Below are 17,743 nucleotides of genomic sequence, written 5' to 3' on the forward strand. Positions count from 1 at the left end.
ACACGGTGTCCGATATTCATAAAGTGGGGCAATGCGCACCGAGGACGTCCTGGCCGCGATCGCCACGGGCCTGTGGCGCTGGGACAACGCTTCCGGGGTCGTCTCGCTCGACGCCGAGGCCGCCCGGCTGCTCGGGCTGCCCGCGGAGCCGGTGCGGCTGACCGAGGCGGCCGTGCGGTCCCGCTTCCATCCGGTGGACTGGAACGAGATCGACGGCGTGGTCAACCTGGCGGTGGCCGAGGGCACGCTGGCCGAGGCCCGGCTGCGGATCATGGACGGGCGGGGCCGGGTGATCCGTACGGTACGGAGCCGGTCCAAGCCGCTGATCGACGGCAGCGACTACCAGCTGGTCGGCACGCTCCAGGAGGTGGCCGATCCGCAGCCGGGGGCCTCCGGGCCGCACACGCCGATCACGGGCGACTGGCGGCGGTCGCGGGAGGCGTTCCTGCTGGACGCGGGGCGGGCGCTGGCGGAGGCGCGGTCGACGGCGGAGGTGCTGCGGGTCGCGGCCTCGCTGTCGATGCCGGGGTTCTCGCCGGACGGGCTCGCGGTCTTCGGCATGTCGGGCGAGCGGCTGACGGTGATCGGGCACCACGGGCACCGGGACGGCGACGAGGGCCCCTTCACGACGATGTCGCTGGGGACGGCCTATCCGGCGGCGGAGGTGGTGCGGACCGGGCGGGCGATCTACCTGCCGTCCCCGGAGGAGTACCGCCGCCGCTTCCCCACGACGTGGCCGCTGGCGGAACGCTTCGGCCGGCAGTCGTGGGCGTACGTGCCGCTGGTGGTGGCGGGGCGGACGATGGGCGCCTGGATGGCGGCCTTCAAGCACCAGGTGGCCTTCACGCCGGACGAGCGGTCGGTGCTGACGACGGTGGCGCGGATGCTGGCGCAGGCGCTGGCCCGGGCCGGGGTGGCGGAGTCGGAGCGGGAGCTGTCGCTGGGACTCCAGCGGACGATGATGCCGGTGCTCGGGCCGGGGATCCCGGGGATCCAGGTGGCGGCGCGGTACGTGCCGACCGGCGGCGGGCTCCAGGTGGGCGGCGACTGGTACGACATGATCCGGCTGCCCGGCGGGACGGGCGGCGGCGCGGGCCGGATCGCGCTGGTCATCGGGGACGTACAGGGGCACGACGTGCGGGCGGCGGCGCTGATGGGCCAGCTGCGGATCGCGCTGCGGGCGTACGCCTCCGAGGGGCACCGGCCGGACGCGGTGCTCTCGCGGGCCTCGCGGTTCCTGTACGGGGTGAACGACGGCGCGAGCGACGACGCGGACGGCGACGGGGCGGCGTACGGCGGTGGGGCGGCGTACGGCACCGGGACGACGTACAGCGGCGGGACGACGTACAGCGGTGGCGGCCCGCGCTTCGCGACCTGTCTGTACCTGGAGGTGGACCTGGAGTCGGGGACGGTGGACATCGCGCGGGCGGGCCACCCGGACCCGGCGGTGCGGATGGTCGACGGGACGGTTCTGCTGAGGCCGACGGCCGGCGGGCTGCCGCTCGGCATCGACGCCGACACCGACTACCCCACCACCCGCCTCACCCTCGACCCCGGCGAGACCCTCATGATCTGCACCGACGGCCTCCTGGAGACCGGCGGGCACGACCTCGACACCGGCTGGGAGCGGGTCAGGCGGCTGCTCGAACAGCACCGGGGCGACGACCTGGAGGAGCTGGCCGACACGCTGGTGGAGGCCGTCCACGGGCCCGGCTCCCACCACACCACCGGGCCGCTCGCCGACCGGCGCGAGGACGACATCGCCGTCCTGCTGCTCTCCCGCCGGCCGGCGACGACGGTACGGGAGACCCCGCGCCGCACCCTGATGACGATCGCCCAGGCCGAGCCGGAGCGGATCGCGGAGGCGCGCGAGCAGGTGCGGCAGCTCCTGCACGACTGGACCGACGGGGACCAGCTCGACTCGGCGGTCCTGATGGTCTCCGAGATGGTCACGAACGTGCTGGTCCACACGGACGGCGACGCGCTCCTCACCGCCGAGGTCGGCTGCCGCGAGGAGGCCCGCCGGCTGCGCGTGGAGGTCTCCGACGCGAGCGACGAGCTCCCGCACAAGCGGCACCCCGGCGAGATGGCCTCCAGCGGGCGGGGCCTGGTGCTGATGGAGATGCTGGCCGACGCGTGGGGCGTGGAGCCGCGCGGCGAGGGCAAGACGATCTGGTTCGAACTGACGGAACCGGCTGGGGCGGAGGGGTGCTGTACGTAGCCGTACCTGGCTGTACGTAGGGGGGTGCGGTTACGCGGCGGGGCCCCGGTTCTGTGGCCGTCGGCGCGCGCGGGGTCCCCGTACGGCGGAGACTGGTGTCGTACGGCCGCCCGGGGGGACCACGGAGCGCGCCATGGACACCCACAAGGTCGGCAGCGACACCACCGTCCTGGCCGACAGCCTGGAAGTGCCGGGGATCGGCCACCTCCCCGCCAACGCCTACGTGGTGACCGCCGCCGAACCCGTCGTCGTCGACACCGGACTCTCGCTCGACGACCGGGACTTCGTCGCCGCGCTCGGCGGGGTGATGGACCCGGAGGACGTGCGCTGGATCTGGCTCACCCACCCGGACCGGGACCACACGGGCGGGATCTTCGCCCTCCTGGACGCCGCTCCGCACGCGCGCGTGGTGACCACTTTTCTCGGCTTCGGCATCATGTCGACCGAGCGGGCGCTGCCGATGGACCGGGTGTACTTCCTCAACCCCGGGCAGTCCCTGGACGTCGGCGACCGCGTGCTGCACGCCTTCCGCCCGCCGCTCTTCGACAACCCGGCGACCGTCGGTTTCTACGACGACCGCACCCGGATCTGCTTCAGCTCGGACTGCTTCGGCGGGCCGATGCCGACCGCCGAACTCGCCGAGAGCGGGCACGCGAGCGACCTGAAGCCGGAGGACCTGCGGGCCGCGCAGCTGCTGTGGGCGACGATCGACAGCCCGTGGGTGCACCTGGTGGACCCGGAGAAGTACCGGGCGAGCCTGGCGCCGCTGCGGGAGATGGCCCCGGACATCGTGCTCTGCACCCACCTCCCGCCGGCCGTGCGGATGACGGACCGGATGCTGGGGACGCTGGCCGACGTGCCGGACTCCGACCCCTTCGTCGGCCCGGACCAGGCGGCCCTGGAGGCCATGCTGAGGTCCTTCGAGCCGGGCGGGGCGGCGGTCTAAGCGGTGTCCTGCGGCTCCGCGCGCGTGCCGTAGCGGGCGCGGAGTTCGCCGAGGACGCCGGTCGCGGCGGCCGTCAGGGGGACGGCGAGGAGCATGCCGAGGATGCCCGCGACGGAGGCGCCGGCGGTGATCGCCAGCATGACGGCGGCCGGGTGCATCTGGACGGTGCGGCTCTGGACCATCGGCTGGAGGACGTTGCCCTCGATGGCCTGGACGGCGAGGACGATGCCGAAGACCCACAGGGCGATGACGAAGCCGCGGTCGGCGAGGGCGACGAGGACGGCGACCGCGCCGGAGAGGAAGGCGCCCAGGTAGGGGATGTAGGCGGTGACGAAGACGAGCGCGGCGAGCCCGACCGCGCCGGGCACCTGGAGCACCAGCAGGCCGATGCCGATGAGGACGGCGTCGACGAAGGCGACGAGGGTGCTGCCGCGCATGAAGCCCTCGACCGCCTCGAAGGCGCGGCGGGCCATGGCCTCGGCGGTGTCGCCGGTGGCGGCCGGGACGAGGGAGCGCAGGGAGTCGACGGCGCGGTCGGAGTCGCGGAGGAAGAAGAAGATCAGGAGGAGGGCGAGGACGGCCGTGGCGAGCATCTGCCCGACCACGCTGAGCCCCGAGATCACCCCGGAGGCGGCCGTCCCGCCGAACTTCTCCAGGAGTTCCTTGGCGTTGGCGGCCAGGTCCTCCAGCGAGGTCCCGGCGGCGCCGAGGTGCTCGGCGATGTCGACGGCCGCCTGCCGCAGCGAGGCGAGGATCTGGTCCCCGGTCTCGATCAGCGCGGCGACCACGATGTACGTGGCTCCGCCGACGACCACGAGCACGGCGAGGACGGTGATGGCGGCGGCGAGGGACCTGCTCACCTTCATCCGCAGCAGCCGCCGGTAGAGCGGCCCGAGCAGCGCCGTCCCGAGGATCGCGAGCAGCACGGGCGTCACGGCGGCCTTGAAGACGACGCAGAGCCAGATGAAGACGGCCGCGACCCCGGCGACGAGGAGCAGGACGGCGCACCAGGCGCCGACCTTGCGGGCGGGCTCGGGCAGCAGGGGCGTTCGACTCGTCTCCACCCGCCCATAAGATCACACCAATGGGCGGGAAACCCGGACATGACGGGCCGTCCGGGCGACGACCCGTCATGTCCGCGCGTACCTCTACTCGCCCATGCCCTGGACCGGCTACTCGCCCATGCCGTGGACGGCCTACTCGCCCATGCCGTGGACCGCCGGGATCGTGCCGAGGCGGCCCGCCTGGAAGTCCTCGAACGCCTGGCGGAGTTCGGCCTGGGTGTTCATGACGAACGGGCCGTAGTGGGCCATGGGCTCGCGGATGGGCTGCCCGCCGAGGAGGACGACCTCCAGGTCCGGGGTGTGGGAGTCCTGCTTCTCGTCGGCGCGGACGGTCAGCGAGCCGCCCTGGCCGAAGACGGCGGTCTGGCCGAGGTGGATCGGGCGCCGCTCGGCGCCGACGGTGCCGCGGCCGGCCATGACGTACGCGAGGCCGTTGAAGTCCTCGCGCCAGGGCAGGGTGATCTCGGCGCCGGGGCGCAGGGTGGCGTGGATCATGGTGATCGGGGTGTGGGTGATGCCGGGGCCCTCGTGCCCGTCGAGCTCGCCGGCGATGACGCGGAGCAGCGCGCCTCCGTCGGGGGAGGTGAGGAGCTGGACCTGGCCGCCGCGGATGTCCTGGTAGCGGGGGGCCATCATCTTGTCGGAGGCGGGCAGGTTGACCCACAGCTGGAGGCCGTGGAAGAGGCCGCCGCTGACGACGAGGGACTCCGGCGGGGCCTCGATGTGGAGGAGGCCGGAGCCGGCGGTCATCCACTGGGTGTCGCCGTTGGTGATGGTGCCGCCGCCGCCGTTGGAGTCCTGGTGGTCGAAGGTGCCGTCGACGATGTAGGTGACGGTCTCGAAGCCGCGGTGCGGGTGCCAGGGGGTGCCCTTGGGCTCGCCGGGCGCGTACTCCACCTCACCCATCTGGTCCATCATGATGAACGGGTCGAGGTACTGGTAGTTGATCCCCGCGAAGGCCCGGCGCACCGGGAATCCTTCGCCCTCGAAGCCCTGGGGGGCCGTGGTGACGGCGAGCACGGGGCGCGGGGCGGCGTCGGCCGGGGCGACGACGCGCGGCAGGGTGAGCGGGTTCTCGACGGTCACGGCGGGCATGGTGGACCTCCTGATGCGGCTTCGTACGGGTCCGGCCTCGGCCTCGCGCGGTCGGGGCCCGTCCTCGTACCACCACTTTAGTTGAATGCTGAACTTCCTGCCACCCGGAACGCGGAACGCCCGGGAGGAATTCCTCCCGGGCGTTCTCCGTGGCCTCAGGATCGGTCAGCCGTACATCCGGCGCATCGCGAAGTCGACCATCTGCTCCACGGCCTTCGCGTCGAAGACCATCCGGTGGTCGCCCTCCATGTCGAGCACGAAGCCGTAGCCGGTCGGGAGGAGGTCGATCACCTCGGCGCCGGTGATCACGAAGTACTTCGACTCCTTGCCCGCGTACCGCCGCAGCTCCTTCAGGGTGGTGAACATCGGGATCACCGGCTGCTGGGTGTTGTGCAGGGCGAGGAAGCCGGGGTTGTCGCCGCGCGGGCAGTAGACCTTCGAGGTCGCGAAGATCTGCTGGAAGTCCTCGGCGGCCAGGGTGCCGGTGGTGAAGGCGCGCACGGCGTCGGCGAGGGAGGGCGGGGAGGGCTCGGGGTAGAGCGGGGCCTGCTGCTGCTGGCCGTACCCGCCGGGCATGCCCGCCTGCGGGGGGTACTGCCCCTGCTGGGGCGGTGCGTACTGCTGCTGGGCGGCGCCGCCGTCCCCGTGCTGCCCGTATCCGTACATGGCCCCAGACTATCGAGGGTCCGGGCACGCGAGGCGTGTCACAGATGGACCGGTAGGGGTTGCTCTTATTACCGGTGGGTAGCATCATCGTAGAGAAGAGTGCGCTACTCGTGAGTAGGACCCGTGGGGGACCCGTCTGGGACCCGAGCGGGACCTGAGTGGCCCTCGGTACGAGGAACCCCTCCCCGATCTTTACGGAGCCGTCGCCATGGGGCACTACAAGTCGAATCTCCGCGACATCGAGTTCAACCTCTTCGAGGTGCTCGGCCGCGACAAGGTGTACGGCACCGGTCCGTTCGAGGAGATGGACGTCGACACCGCCAAGAGCATCCTCGACGAGATCCGCCGCCTCGCCGAGAACGAGCTGGCCGAGTCCTTCGCCGACGCCGACCGCAACCCGCCGGTCTTCGACCCGGAGACCAACACCGCCCCGGTCCCGGCGACCTTCAAGGCTTCGTACAACGCCTTCATGGAGTCGGAGTACTGGCGCCTCGGCATCCCGGAGGAGATCGGCGGCACGGTCTCCCCGCGCTCCCTCATCTGGGCGTACGCGGAGCTGCTCCTCGGCTCGAACCCGGCCATCTGGATGTACTCCTCCGGCCCGGCGTTCGCCGGCATCCTCTACACCGAGGGCAACGAGCAGCAGAAGAAGGCCGCCCAGATCGCCGTCGAGCGCCGCTGGGGCTCCACGATGGTCCTCACCGAGCCCGACGCCGGCTCGGACGTCGGCGCCGGCCGCACCAAGGCCGTCCAGCAGGAGGACGGCTCCTGGCACATCGAGGGCGTCAAGCGCTTCATCACCAGCGGTGAGCACGACATGGAGGAGAACATCCTCCACTACGTCCTCGCCCGCCCCGAGGGCGCCGGCCCCGGCACCAAGGGCCTGAGCCTCTTCCTCGTCCCGAAGTACGAGTTCGACTGGGAGACCGGCGAGCTCGGTGCGCGCAACGGCGCCTACGCCACCAACGTCGAGCACAAGATGGGCCTCAAGGCGTCCAACACGTGCGAGATGACCTTCGGCGACAAGCACCCCGCCAAGGGCTGGCTCATCGGCGACAAGCACGACGGCATCCGCCAGATGTTCCTCATCATCGAGTTCGCCCGCATGATGGTCGGCACGAAGGCGATCTCCACCCTCTCCACGGGCTACCTCAACGCCCTGGAGTACGCCAAGGAGCGCGTCCAGGGCACCGACCTGGCCCACTTCATGGACAAGGCCGCGCCCAAGGTCACCATCACGCACCACCCCGACGTCCGCCGCTCGCTGATGACGCAGAAGGCGTACGCCGAGGGCATGCGCTCCCTCGTCCTCTACACGGCCTCCGTGCAGGACGCCATCCAGGTCGAGGAGGCGGCCGGCCGGGACGCCAAGGCGCTCCACGGCCTCAACGACCTGCTCCTGCCGATCGTGAAGGGCTACGGCTCCGAGAAGGGCTACGAGCAGCTCGCGCAGTCGCTCCAGACCTTCGGCGGCTCCGGCTTCCTCCAGGAGTACCCGATCGAGCAGTACATCCGGGACTCCAAGATCGACACCCTCTACGAGGGCACCACCGCCATCCAGGGCCAGGACTTCTTCTTCCGGAAGATCGTCCGCGACCAGGGCGCGGCGCTGAACACGCTGTCCGAGGAGATCAAGAAGTTCCTCGCGGTCGGCACCGGCGGCGAGGAGCTGGCCGGCGCCCGCGACGCGCTCGCCAAGGCGGCGGTCGACCTGGAGGCGATCGTCGGCAGGATGATCACCGACCTCACCGCCACCGGCGAGGACGTCAAGAACATCTACAAGGTCGGCCTCAACACCACCCGCCTGCTGATGGTCTCCGGCGACGTCGTCGTCGGCTACCTGCTCCTCAAGGGCGCGGCCGTCGCGGCGGAGAAGCTGGCCGCGGGCGCGACCGGCAAGGACGTCGCCTTCTACCAGGGCAAGATCGCGGCCGCGAAGTTCTTCGCCGCCAACGTCCTGCCCGGCGTCACCACCGAACGCCTCCTCGCCGACGGCGTCGACGGCGGCCTGATGGACCTGGACGAGGCAGCGTTCTAAGAACGCCTCTCGTCCTACTGGAACGGCCCGTCCCCGGGGAGGGGGGCGGGCCGTTCCGCTTTTTCTTGAGGGCTCGGTTCGCCTCCGGGGCGCTTCATGCCGGGCTCACGGGCCCGACCGTGCTCGGCCCGCTCGTTCCTCCCGGGCCTGCGCGCGGCCGGACCCGTTCCCCCGGCGCGCCCCTTCGGCTCACTCGCCGGTCCCGCGCGGGGAGGCACCGGCTCCGCGAGGCGAGGTGCGGGCTCGGTTCGCCCGTCCCGCGGGAGGAGGTCACCGGCAGCGGAAGAGGCGCGGAGGGGGCTGCGTAAGGTGGGGCTTATGAGCAGCGCAGCTTCCCGTCCGGCGTCCGCACCCTTCGGAGCCGGCCACACCGATGACCTGATGTCCTTCCTCGCGGCCTCCCCGTCGCCGTACCACGCGGTGGCGAACACCGCGGAGCGGCTGGAGAAGGCGGGCTTCCGCCGGGTCGAGGAGACCGCGGCGTGGGACGGGACCAGCGGCGGGAAGTTCGTGACCCGCGGCGGCGCGATCATCGCCTGGTACGTGCCCGAGGGCGCCGCCCCGCACACCCCGTACCGGATCGTCGGCGCCCACACCGACTCCCCCAACCTGCGCGTGAAGCCCAGCCCCGACATGGGCAACCAGGGCTGGCGGCAGATCGCCGTGGAGATCTACGGCGGCACCCTCCTCAACACCTGGCTCGACCGCGACCTCGGCCTCGCCGGCCGCCTCACCCTGCGCGACGGCAGCCACCGCCTCGTCAACGCGGACCGGCCGCTGCTGCGCGTCCCGCAGCTCGCCATCCACCTCGACCGCGGCGCCAACGACGGGCTCAAGCTCGACCGCCAGCGTCACATGCAGCCCGTGTGGGGCATCGGCGAGGTCCGCGAGGGCGACCTCGTCGAGTTCGTCGCGGGCGAGGCCGGCGTGGACGCCGAGGACGTGGCCGGCTGGGACCTCATGGTCCACGCGGTCGACGCCCCCGCGTACCTCGGCCGCGACCGCGAGCTCGTCGCAGGCCCGCGCATGGACAACCTGCTGTCCGTGCACGCCGCCGTCGCCGCGCTGGCCGCCGTCGCCGCCCGGGACGACCTCCCGTACATCCCGGTCCTCGCCGCCTTCGACCACGAGGAGAACGGCTCCGAGGCCGACACCGGCGCCCAGGGCCCCCTCCTCGGCACCGTCCTGGAGCGCTCCGTCTACGCCCGCGGCGGCACCTACGAGGACCGCGCCCGCGCCTTCGCCGGCACGGTCTGCCTCTCCTCCGACACCGGCCACGCCGTCCACCCCAACTACGCGGAGCGGCACGACCCGACGCACCACCCGCGCGTCAACGGCGGCCCGATCCTCAAGGTCAACGTCAACCAGCGCTACGCCACCGACGGCACCGGCCGCGCCCTCTTCGCCGCCGCCTGCGAGAAGGCGGGCGTGCCGTGGCAGTCGTTCGTCTCCAGCAACGACATGCCCTGCGGCACCACGATCGGCCCCATCACCGCCGCCCGCCACGGCATCACCACCGTCGACATCGGCGTGGCGATCCTCTCCATGCACAGCGCCCGGGAACTCTGCGGCGCCGAAGACCCCTACCTCCTCGCCAACGCCCTGGTCGCCTTCCTGGAGGGCTGAGCCCTCACGCGTCCAGGCCCGCCAGGATCAGGGGGAGGCGGGGCGTGCCGTCTTGCCTGATCTGGAGGGGGACGCCCCAGTCCTGTTGGTGGACGTGGCAGGCCGGGTATTCGTTGGCGGGGTCGTCGTCGCAGGAGGCGGCCATCGCGGAGACGTGGAGGACGCCTTCGGTGAGGGCGGGGTTCAGTTCCAGGTCGCGGAAGAGGTCCGTGCCGGTGCCCTCGCCGGAGAGCAGGAGTTCCGGCGGGGTGGCGGAGACCAGGAGGCGGGTGGACGGGCCGTAGCGCTCGTCCAGCTTCTGGCCCGTCGGGGCCTTGAAGACGACGTCCAGGCGGAGGGCGCCGGGGGCGACCTCGGTGGCCTCGCGCTTCGTGCGGTGCGCGACCGCCTCCACCTGGACGGCCTCCTCCGGGAGGCGCAGCCGGGTGAGGCGGTGGCGCGCCGACTCGACGACGACGATGTCCTCGCCGACCAGCACCGCGTCGCTGGGCTCGCGCAGGTCGGTGGCGAGGGTGGTGACCTCGCCGGTCGCCGGGTCGTAGCGGCGCAGGGCATGGTTGTACGTGTCGGAGACCGCGACCGAGCCGTCGGGCAGGGCCGTCACGCCGAGCGGGTGCTGGAGCAGGGCCTGGCCGGCCGCGCCGTCGCGGTGCCCGAAGTCGAAGAGGCCGGTGCCGACGGCGGTGTGGACGGTGCCGTCGGTGTCGATCCAGCGCAGCGCGCTGGTCTCCGAGTCGGCGATCCAGAGGCGGTCCTCGGTGGCGGCGAGTCCGGACGGCTGGGCGAACCACGCCTCGGCGCCGGGCCCGTCGACGAGCCCCTCGTTGGTCGTGCCCGCCGCGACCTCGACGGTGCGGGACTCGGGGTCGTACGTCCAGATCTGGTGCACACCGGCCATGGCGATCCACACCTTGCCGCGCCACCAGACGACGTCCCACGGCGAGGACAGGTCCACGTCGAGCGCCGGTCCGGAGGTCGGTGAGCCCTGCCACCACTGGTTGCCGGTGCCCGCGATCCGCTCGACCGTGCCGGTCGCCGGGTCGAAGCGCTGGAGCCGGTGGTGGACGGTGTCGGCGACGACGACCGTCCCGTCCGGCAGCGGCGCGAGCCCCTGCGGCTCGCGGAACACGCCCTCGCCGCCGATCCGCCGCACCACGGTCTCCCCGTCGGCGGCGAGCTCGACCAGCTGATGCCGGGTGGTGTCGGAGACGAGGAGGTTCCCGCCCGGCAGCACCACGGCCTTCCCCGGGAAGCGCAGGTCGGTCGCGACCGGCTCCGGCGGCACGTACGGCCCGTCCCCCCGCCGCAGCGTCCCCTTGGCCTCGTGCTCCGCCTCCAGCTCCTCCACCAGCGTCCGGATCGCGTTGGCGTGCCCCTCACCCGCGTGCTGGGCGACGACGTACCCCTCGGGATCGATCACGACCAGCGTCGGCCACGCCCGCACGGCGTACTGCTTCCAGGTGGCGAGCTCCGGGTCGTCGAGCACCGGGTGATGCACCTCGTACCGCTCCACCGCGTCCACGACCGCCTGGTGCTCGGCCTCGTGCACGAACTTCGGCGAGTGCACCCCGACGATGACCAGGGTGTCCCGGTGCTTCTCCTCCAGCTCCCGCAGCTCGTCGAGCACGTGCAGGCAGTTGATGCAGCAGAAGGTCCAGAAGTCGAGCAGGACGATCTTTCCCCGCAGGTCGGCGAGGGTGAGGTCGTCACCGCCGGTGTTCAGCCAGCCGCCCTTGCCGATCAGCTCGGGGGCGCGGACACGGGCGCGGGAACGGGGGGCGGGCGCGGGGGTGGGCGCCGGAGCAGCGTCGTTCATCCTTCCAGCTTGCCATCCGTCCATGAAGGCGTCGTGAAGGGCCTGTCACGCGCATACCGGCAGGTGGGCGTGTGGGTGGACGCGTGTACGGGGTACGGGCGTACGGGCGTACGGGCGTACGGGTGGATCGGTGGGGCCGGGTGGGGGGCGTCGGCGTGTCCTGGGGCGGAGGGGCGGCCGAGGGAGCGGTGGCATGGGCGCATGACGCATGCGGGCAGATCATCCGACTACTCGTGCTTCCGGGGGAGGCGGGGGAGGCGGGCCGTCCGGATCGGGGCCGGGATCCTCGCCGGGGCCCTCGCCGGGGCCCTCGTCCTGCCCTGCCTCGTCCTCAGCGGCGCGGGCACGGCGGCGGCCGGCGGGGCGGGCGACAAGGCGCTGCGGATGAGCATCACCGTCAACACCCGCGGCCACAGCGGATCCCACCCTCCCGCCGTACGGGTCGGGGCCGAGGTGGTGAAGCGGTACCGGCTGAAGAACCGCGGCGAGGCCGACCTGTACGGGGTCCGGGTGCACGACCCGGGCGCCCCCGCGGGCTCCGTCCGCTGCCCCGCGCGCCCGCTCCTCGGCCTCGGCGTCATGGAGTGCGTCGCCCGCTTCCGCGCCCTCCCCGGCGACCACCGCGCCCGCGCCCGCGCCGAGGGCGCGATCCCCTCCCTGGGCCGGACCCTCACCGCCACCGCCCGCTCCGGCTACACGGGCGTCGCCGGGGCCCTCGCGCTGACCGAGCGGATCACCATGGCCCGGCCCGCCGACACCGCCGTCGTCACGTACACCGTCGCCAACCGCGGCAACCGGGCCCTGCACGACGTCCGCGTCACCGACCCCGCGCTGGGCCTCTCCGCGCGGGGCGTCGACTGCGGCACGCGCCCGCTCCGGCTCGCCCCCGGCGCCTCCGCGCGCTGCACGACGACCGTACGGCGGCCCCCCGGCACCCATCGCAGCACCGGCCTCGCCACCGCGACCGACCGCGTCACCACCTACGCCCCCGGCGGACGGCGCCTCCCCGCCCCACAGCTCACCGCGCGCGCCTCGGGTTCGTTCACGGTGCCGGAGGGGGAGGAGGAGAAGCCTCGGCCGGGTGGGGCTCCGGCTGGGGGTGGGGCTGCGCCGGGAGGTGGGGCTTCGCCGGGAGGTGGGGCTTCGCCGGGAGGTGGGGCTTCGCCGGGGGGTGGGGCTTCGCCGGGGGGTGGCTCGCGCCCTGGGGCCGGTGAGGCTCCTGGGGCTGTCGGGGCCCCCGGAGCTCCCGGTGTGCCCGCCGGGGCCGCGGCCGCGGCCGTCCCCGCGCCCGCCGTGGGGGTGCTGCCCGTGGGCCCGCCCGCGCCCGATCCCGTAGCCGTACCCGCTCCTGCCCCCGTACCCGCTCCCCCGCCCGCAGGCGCAGACGCAGCCGCTGCGGCAGCGGGCGCCGCCGCAGCGGCGTTGGAGGCCGCCCCCGGAGCCGTACCCCCAGCAGCCGTACCCCCCGGAGCCGTACCCCCCGGAGCCATCGCACCCGGAGCCGTCGCACCCGCAGCCGTACCCCCCGAAGCGCTGCTCCCCGGAGCCGTACCCCCCGGCACCGCGCTCGGCACCGCGCCCGGGGCGGTCCGTGTCCCGGGCGGTGGCGTGGCGGCCAGTGCCGAGTTGGCGGTCGAGGCCGCGCGGCGGGCCGCCGCGGTCGACGACGAGGGGTTCCTCGGGCGGCTGCGGCGGCGCGGGCAGGAGGCGGACGAGATGGGGGTCGTCGTGATGCTGCTGCTGATCCTGCTGCCGGCGGCCCTCGCCGCCGCGCTCCTCGGCAACCGGAGGACCTGACCCGTGGCCCTGTTCGAAACGCTCTTCGTCGTCCTCGGGGTCGCGCTGCTCGGCGCGCTCGCCGTGGTGGTCAAGACGCGGCTCTTCCCCGTCGGAGAGGACGAGGAACCGCGCGAGGACGTCGCCGAGTACATCGCCATGATGGTCTCGGTGCTCTACGCCATCGTCCTCGGCCTATGCCTGGTCTCCGTCTGGGACACCCGCACCTCCGCCTCCGACCACGTCCAGGCCGAGGCGAGCGCCCTGCACCAGACCTATCTGCTCGCCGACGCGCTCCCCGACGACCGGAGCGAGCCGCTGCGGGAGGCGGCCCGGACGTACGCAGGCCACGTCCTGGACGTCGAGTGGCCGATGATGGCCGCCCGGCAGCCGCTCGACGCGTCCGGCTGGCGGCTGCTCGACCAGCTCCGGCGGGCCGGCGAGGTGGACGACACCGCCACCGTCTCGCAGCAGATCGCCGCGCAGGAGGTGCTCGCCCAGCTCGGTTACGTGGACGACGCCCGGCGCAGCAGGGAGGCGGCCGCGCAGGAGCGCCTGTCACCGGTGCTGTGGACGGGACTGATCCTCGGCGGTTTCCTCACCCTCGCCTTCATGTTCCTCTTCGGGATCAGCCGCAGCACCACGCACGTGGTGATGGTGATGGGCCTGGCCGGCTTCATCGCCTTCACCGTGCTGCTGATCCATCAGCTCAACGCGCCCTTCGGGGAGCTCCTGGGCACCAGCCCGGACGCCTTCACCCGCTATTTCCGGTGAGCCCCGCTACTCCACCTGACTCCACCTGCGTGCGCTGTTTCACGTGAAACAGCGGGAGGGAGACATCTCGCATGAAATACCTCGTACGGGACAAGATCTTCGCGATCGGCGACGACTACTGGATCGAGGACGAGGACGGCCGCCACGCCTTCCTCGTCGACGGCAAGGCGCTGCGGCTGCGCGACACCCTGGAGCTGAAGGACCCGGACGGGCAGGTGCTCGTCACGCTGCGGGAGAAGTTCTTCAGCCTGCGGGACGCGATGACGATCGAGCGGGACGAGCGGCCGCTGGCGAAGATCCGCCGCAAGCGGCTCTCGCTGCTGCGCAACCACTACCGCGTGACGCTCGTCGACGGGACCGAACTCGACGTCAGCGGGCGGATCCTGGACCGGGAGTTCGCCGTCGAGTACGACGGCGAACTCCTCGCCCACATCTCCCGCCGCTGGCTCCACGTCCGCGACACCTACGCGGTGGACGTGGTCCGCGAGGACGCCGACGCGGCGCTGCTCATCGCGGTGGCGGTGTGCGTGATCCGGATGGCCGAGCGGGAGGACTGACCCTGGACCGGCCCTGGATCACAGGGCCTTCGAGAGCGCCTGGTCCACATCCGTCCACAGGTCCTCGACGTGCTCGATGCCGACCGAGAGGCGGACCGTGCCGGGGCCGATGCCGGCCGCCTCCAGGGCGGCGGCGTCGAGCTGGCGGTGCGAGGTGGACGCCGGGTGCATGACCAGGGTCTTCACGTCGCCGAGGGAGACCGACAGGGAGGCCAGCCGGACCGCCTCGACGAAGGCCCGGCCGGCGTCCCGGCCGCCCTCGATGTCGAGCGAGATCACACCGCCCGCGCCGTCCGGCAGCAGCCGCTCGGCGATCGCCCGGTCCGGGTGGCCCGCCAGGCCCGGGTAGCGGACGGCCGCGACCGCCGGGTGCTCCGCGAGCCGGCCGGCGATCTCGGCGGCCGAGGCGCAGTGGCGCTCCATCCGCAGCGACAGCGTCTGCATCCCGCGCAGGGTCAGCCAGGCGGCGAAGGGGTCGGTGGAGGCGCCCATCTCGACGGAGAAGTGACGCAGCCGGGCGAGGAGTTCCAGGTCGTCGCCCGCGACGATGCCGCCGAGGACGTCCGCGTGGCCGCCGAGGAACTTGGTGGCCGAGTGGATGACGAGGTCGGCGCCGAGCGAGAGCGGGCGGCACAGCAGCGGGGACGCGAAGGTGTTGTCGACGGCCACCGGGACGCCGGCCGCGCGGGCGACGGCGGCGAGGGCCGGGATGTCGGAGACGCGGGTGGTGGGGTTGGCGATGGTCTCCAGGTAGAGGAGCCGGGTGGTCGGCCGCAGGGCGGCGGCGACCTCCTCCGGGTCGGTGCCGGAGACGTAGCTGACCTCGACGCCCCAGCGCGCCGCGAGGTCGGTGAGCATCGCGTACGTACCGCCGTACAGGCAGCGCTGGGCGATGACGTGCCCGCCGCCGGAGAGCAGCCCGAGGAGGACGGTGTTGATGGCGCCCATCCCGGAGGCGAAGGAGAGCGCGCCGGCGGCGCCCTCCAGGCGGGCGACGGCCTCCTCCAGGGTGCGGACGGTGGGGTTGCCCATGCGGCTGTAGAGGAAGGAGTCGCCGGAGTGCATCGAGTCGGCGAGGGCGTCGGCGGACTCGAAGGCGAAGACGTGGCCCTGGTGGAGGGGGACGCCGAGCGGCACGCTGCCGGTGATCTCGACCCGGGGCGGGTGGACGGCGAGGGTCTCGGGACGGAGGCCGGAGGTGGCGGAGTGATCGCGTTCGCTGCTCATGTACCCAGTCTCCGGAGAGTGTTCCGTCCCTCCCAGTGCCAATCGCGTTGGATTGGCTCGAAGTTCACCGGGAACTCCGGAGGCGACCCGGTCGGGGGGCTGTTCGTCCGCCGTGCGAGGGTCAAGGGAAGCGAGTCCGCGGGAGGAGCCCCATGCACACCACCGTCACCCCCTTCGCGCTGCGTCCGTGGCGGGAGGGGAAGGGGTACGAGCGGCGGGCCGGCTGGCGCGGTACGTCGGCCGAGTTCGGCGAGGTCACCGTGGAGGCGCCGCTGCGGCAGACCGTGCCGGAGGTGGTCGTCTCCGAGCTGCGGGGCGGGCTGCTCCCGGAGGCGTCGTACGAGGCGCGGGGCGTCCACGCGGACCTGATCCGGCTGCCGACGCTGAACCGGGCGACGCTCCGGCTCGGCGGCGCGCTCGTCCGCATGGAGCGCAACCGCTTCGGCGCGACGGCCCGGCAGCGGGGGCTCCGGCTGCGGTACGGCGGCGACGACTACCGCCTGTGGGCGGAGAACCGGCGCTCCTGGACGCTCACCCGGGAGGCCGACGGCGAGGACCCGGGCGTCCGGGTGGCCGTGCGCGGGGCGGGGCGCGGCGGCCGGCGGCGCCTGGAGGTCACGGTGACGGGCCGGGCGCTCGCGGCGGACCTGACGCTGGCCCTGGTCTTCGCGGGCGTCGACCGCGCGGCGCTCACCCGGGGCGGGGCGGTCCGCGCGGCCTTCTCCCGGGTCACGCGACTGTGGGCGGAGTCCCAGGCGTAGGTGCCGTCCGGGGCTCGTATCCGATGACGTCGATCGGGTCCTCGTGCGCGTACGTGAGGCGGGGGAGCCCTTCGGCGGTGAGCTCGCCGCGCAGCCAGGCGAGCAGGACCTCGGTGAGGGTGCCGGTGAGCGGCGGGCCCACGCGCGCGTGGCGGGGGTCGACGGTCAGCGGCCAGGTCTCGGGGTCGTCGCCCTCGGCGAGCCAGCCCAGCTGGTCGCCGTCGATGGTGGAGGCGAAGGGCAGGAAGCCGCGGGGCTCGGGCCAGACGGCCAGCGGATGGAACTCGGGATAGTCGGCGCGCAGGTCCCGGTAGTTGCCGGTGTACCACTCCGCCCAGGGCGCGAGGTCGTACCGCCCGCTGCCGTGGGGGAGGTGGAAGCGCAGCCAGTCGCACCAGACGCCGCCGCCGTACGTCTCCATCAGACGGACGTACTCGGTCGGGAGGCCGGTGCCGAGCTGGTCGTACGTCCACTCCCAGTCGCGGGCGCCGAGGTACGGCTCCGGGGGCGGCGGGACGAGGGCGGTGAGGGTGTCGAGTCCGGTGCCGCCGCCGGTGAGCGCGGCCCGCTGCTCCGGGGTCGGCGCGGGGCGGCGCGGCGGCGGGGTCCAGAGCGTGGTCACGTCCTCGGCGAGGGCGCTGCGGGCGAGGGTGCGGGGCAGCCCCTCGTCGACGAGGAGGGCGAGGGCGGGCAGGAGGGGCACCCCGAGCCGGCGCCAGGGGTCGCCGTCCGCGCGCTCCCGGTCGGGGCTGTGGACGACGACCGGCCACGCGTCGGGGTCGTCGGAGGCGTTGGTGTCCCAGAAGAGGGTGTCGGCGGTGCGGGTGGAGCCGAAGGGGAGGACGCCGGGGGCCATCCGGCGGTGCTCCCCGACGAAACGGCCGTAGTCGAAGCCGCCGCGGTCGCCCGCGTACGGAGTCTGGATCCAGAGCCGCGCGCCGAGGTCGACGGGGCCGTAGACGGTGGCGACCGCCTTGTAGTCGGCGGGCAGCCGGAGCCCGAGCCACTCCTCCACGGCCTGCCAGGCGACGGGGATCGCGGGCCCCTCGGGCGGCGGCCCGAAGAGCCCGGCGAAGGCGGCGACGTGCCCGGCCGCCGTATCCTCGTCCGCCTTCACGCGCACGTGCCCGTCCGACGTACCCTCGTGCCCTGCCGCCATGCCCTCGTCCCCCTCCA

At 73.3% G+C, this 17,743-nt stretch carries 14 protein-coding genes; 8 read left to right on the forward strand and 6 right to left on the reverse strand.

The genetic code is table 11. The features are described 5' to 3' along the window. Nucleotides 1–31 precede the first annotated feature (31 nt). Together ACFXMG_RS23455 and ACFXMG_RS23460 are read left to right on the forward strand one after the other, a co-directional pair. Entirely contained in the window at nt 32–2,221 is a 2,190-nt protein-coding gene (locus ACFXMG_RS23455; RefSeq protein ID WP_384338777.1) for a SpoIIE family protein phosphatase, read from the forward strand. A gap of 133 nt (nt 2,222–2,354) precedes the next feature. Further along, nucleotides 2,355–3,167: an MBL fold metallo-hydrolase gene (locus tag ACFXMG_RS23460; RefSeq protein WP_383814504.1), complete on the forward strand. Its 813-nt coding sequence runs from the start codon at nt 2,355–2,357 to the stop codon at nt 3,165–3,167. On the opposite strand, the gene ACFXMG_RS23465 is transcribed toward ACFXMG_RS23460, so the two are convergent. The 3 genes from ACFXMG_RS23465 to ACFXMG_RS23475 form a co-directional block, all read right to left on the reverse strand. Further along, complete coding sequence (locus tag ACFXMG_RS23465) at nt 3,164–4,231, reverse strand: AI-2E family transporter (protein ID WP_383814502.1); 1,068 nt, start codon at nt 4,229–4,231, stop codon at nt 3,164–3,166. The genes ACFXMG_RS23460 and ACFXMG_RS23465 overlap by 4 nt on opposite strands. A 132-nt stretch (nt 4,232–4,363) precedes the next feature. After that, complete coding sequence (locus ACFXMG_RS23470; RefSeq protein WP_383814500.1) at nt 4,364–5,326, reverse strand: pirin family protein; 963 nt, start codon at nt 5,324–5,326, stop codon at nt 4,364–4,366. Nucleotides 5,327–5,491: 165 nt separating this feature from the next. Next, nucleotides 5,492–5,992 (reverse strand): SseB family protein, encoded by a 501-nt coding sequence (locus ACFXMG_RS23475; RefSeq protein ID WP_383814498.1) that lies wholly within the window; start codon nt 5,990–5,992, stop codon nt 5,492–5,494. Between the two features lie 208 nt (nt 5,993–6,200). On the opposite strand from ACFXMG_RS23475, the gene ACFXMG_RS23480 reads away from it, so the two are divergent. Together ACFXMG_RS23480 and ACFXMG_RS23485 are read left to right on the forward strand one after the other, a co-directional pair. Then, complete coding sequence (locus ACFXMG_RS23480; protein ID WP_383814496.1) at nt 6,201–8,030, forward strand: acyl-CoA dehydrogenase; 1,830 nt, start codon at nt 6,201–6,203, stop codon at nt 8,028–8,030. 318 nt (nt 8,031–8,348) lie between these two features. Beyond that, entirely contained in the window at nt 8,349–9,656 is a 1,308-nt protein-coding gene (locus ACFXMG_RS23485; protein ID WP_383814494.1) for a M18 family aminopeptidase, read from the forward strand. 4 nt (nt 9,657–9,660) lie between these two features. On the opposite strand, the gene ACFXMG_RS23490 is transcribed toward ACFXMG_RS23485, so the two are convergent. Continuing rightward, nucleotides 9,661–11,472 carry an NHL domain-containing thioredoxin family protein gene (locus tag ACFXMG_RS23490; RefSeq protein WP_383814493.1) on the reverse strand — a complete coding sequence of 604 codons (1,812 nt, stop codon included), beginning with the start codon at nt 11,470–11,472 and terminating at the stop codon, nt 9,661–9,663. A 201-nt stretch (nt 11,473–11,673) separates the two neighbouring features. Here ACFXMG_RS23490 and ACFXMG_RS23495 point away from each other — a divergent pair, with 201 nt between their 5' ends. The 3 genes from ACFXMG_RS23495 to ACFXMG_RS23505 all read left to right on the forward strand — a co-directional run bounded on the left by ACFXMG_RS23495 (nt 11,674) and on the right by ACFXMG_RS23505 (nt 14,579). Further along, a complete protein-coding gene (locus tag ACFXMG_RS23495) occupies nt 11,674–13,269 on the forward strand; it encodes a hypothetical protein (protein ID WP_383814492.1) in 1,596 nt (531 codons plus the stop codon). Between the two features lie 3 nt (nt 13,270–13,272). Next, nucleotides 13,273–14,022 carry a hypothetical protein gene (locus ACFXMG_RS23500; RefSeq protein WP_383814491.1) on the forward strand — a complete coding sequence of 250 codons (750 nt, stop codon included), beginning with the start codon at nt 13,273–13,275 and terminating at the stop codon, nt 14,020–14,022. A 71-nt stretch (nt 14,023–14,093) separates the two neighbouring features. Next, nucleotides 14,094–14,579 carry an LURP-one-related/scramblase family protein gene (locus tag ACFXMG_RS23505; RefSeq protein WP_384902039.1) on the forward strand — a complete coding sequence of 162 codons (486 nt, stop codon included), beginning with the start codon at nt 14,094–14,096 and terminating at the stop codon, nt 14,577–14,579. An 18-nt stretch (nt 14,580–14,597) separates the two neighbouring features. Here ACFXMG_RS23505 and ACFXMG_RS23510 read toward each other — a convergent pair whose 3' ends face one another. After that, a complete protein-coding gene (locus ACFXMG_RS23510; protein ID WP_383814488.1) occupies nt 14,598–15,806 on the reverse strand; it encodes a trans-sulfuration enzyme family protein in 1,209 nt (402 codons plus the stop codon). A 152-nt stretch (nt 15,807–15,958) separates the two neighbouring features. Here ACFXMG_RS23510 and ACFXMG_RS23515 point away from each other — a divergent pair, with 152 nt between their 5' ends. Next, nucleotides 15,959–16,567 (forward strand): hypothetical protein, encoded by a 609-nt coding sequence (locus ACFXMG_RS23515; RefSeq protein WP_383814486.1) that lies wholly within the window; start codon nt 15,959–15,961, stop codon nt 16,565–16,567. Here ACFXMG_RS23515 and ACFXMG_RS23520 read toward each other — a convergent pair. Continuing rightward, on the reverse strand, nt 16,536–17,726 hold the full coding sequence (locus tag ACFXMG_RS23520) for an SMI1/KNR4 family protein (protein WP_383814484.1): 1,191 nt from the start codon (nt 17,724–17,726) through the stop codon (nt 16,536–16,538). The two genes, ACFXMG_RS23515 and ACFXMG_RS23520, sit on opposite strands and share 32 nt — an antisense overlap. Nucleotides 17,727–17,743 lie beyond the last annotated feature (17 nt).

This window comes from Streptomyces sp. NPDC059201 (genome assembly GCF_042754585.1).
GTDB lineage: Bacteria > Actinomycetota > Actinomycetes > Streptomycetales > Streptomycetaceae > Streptomyces.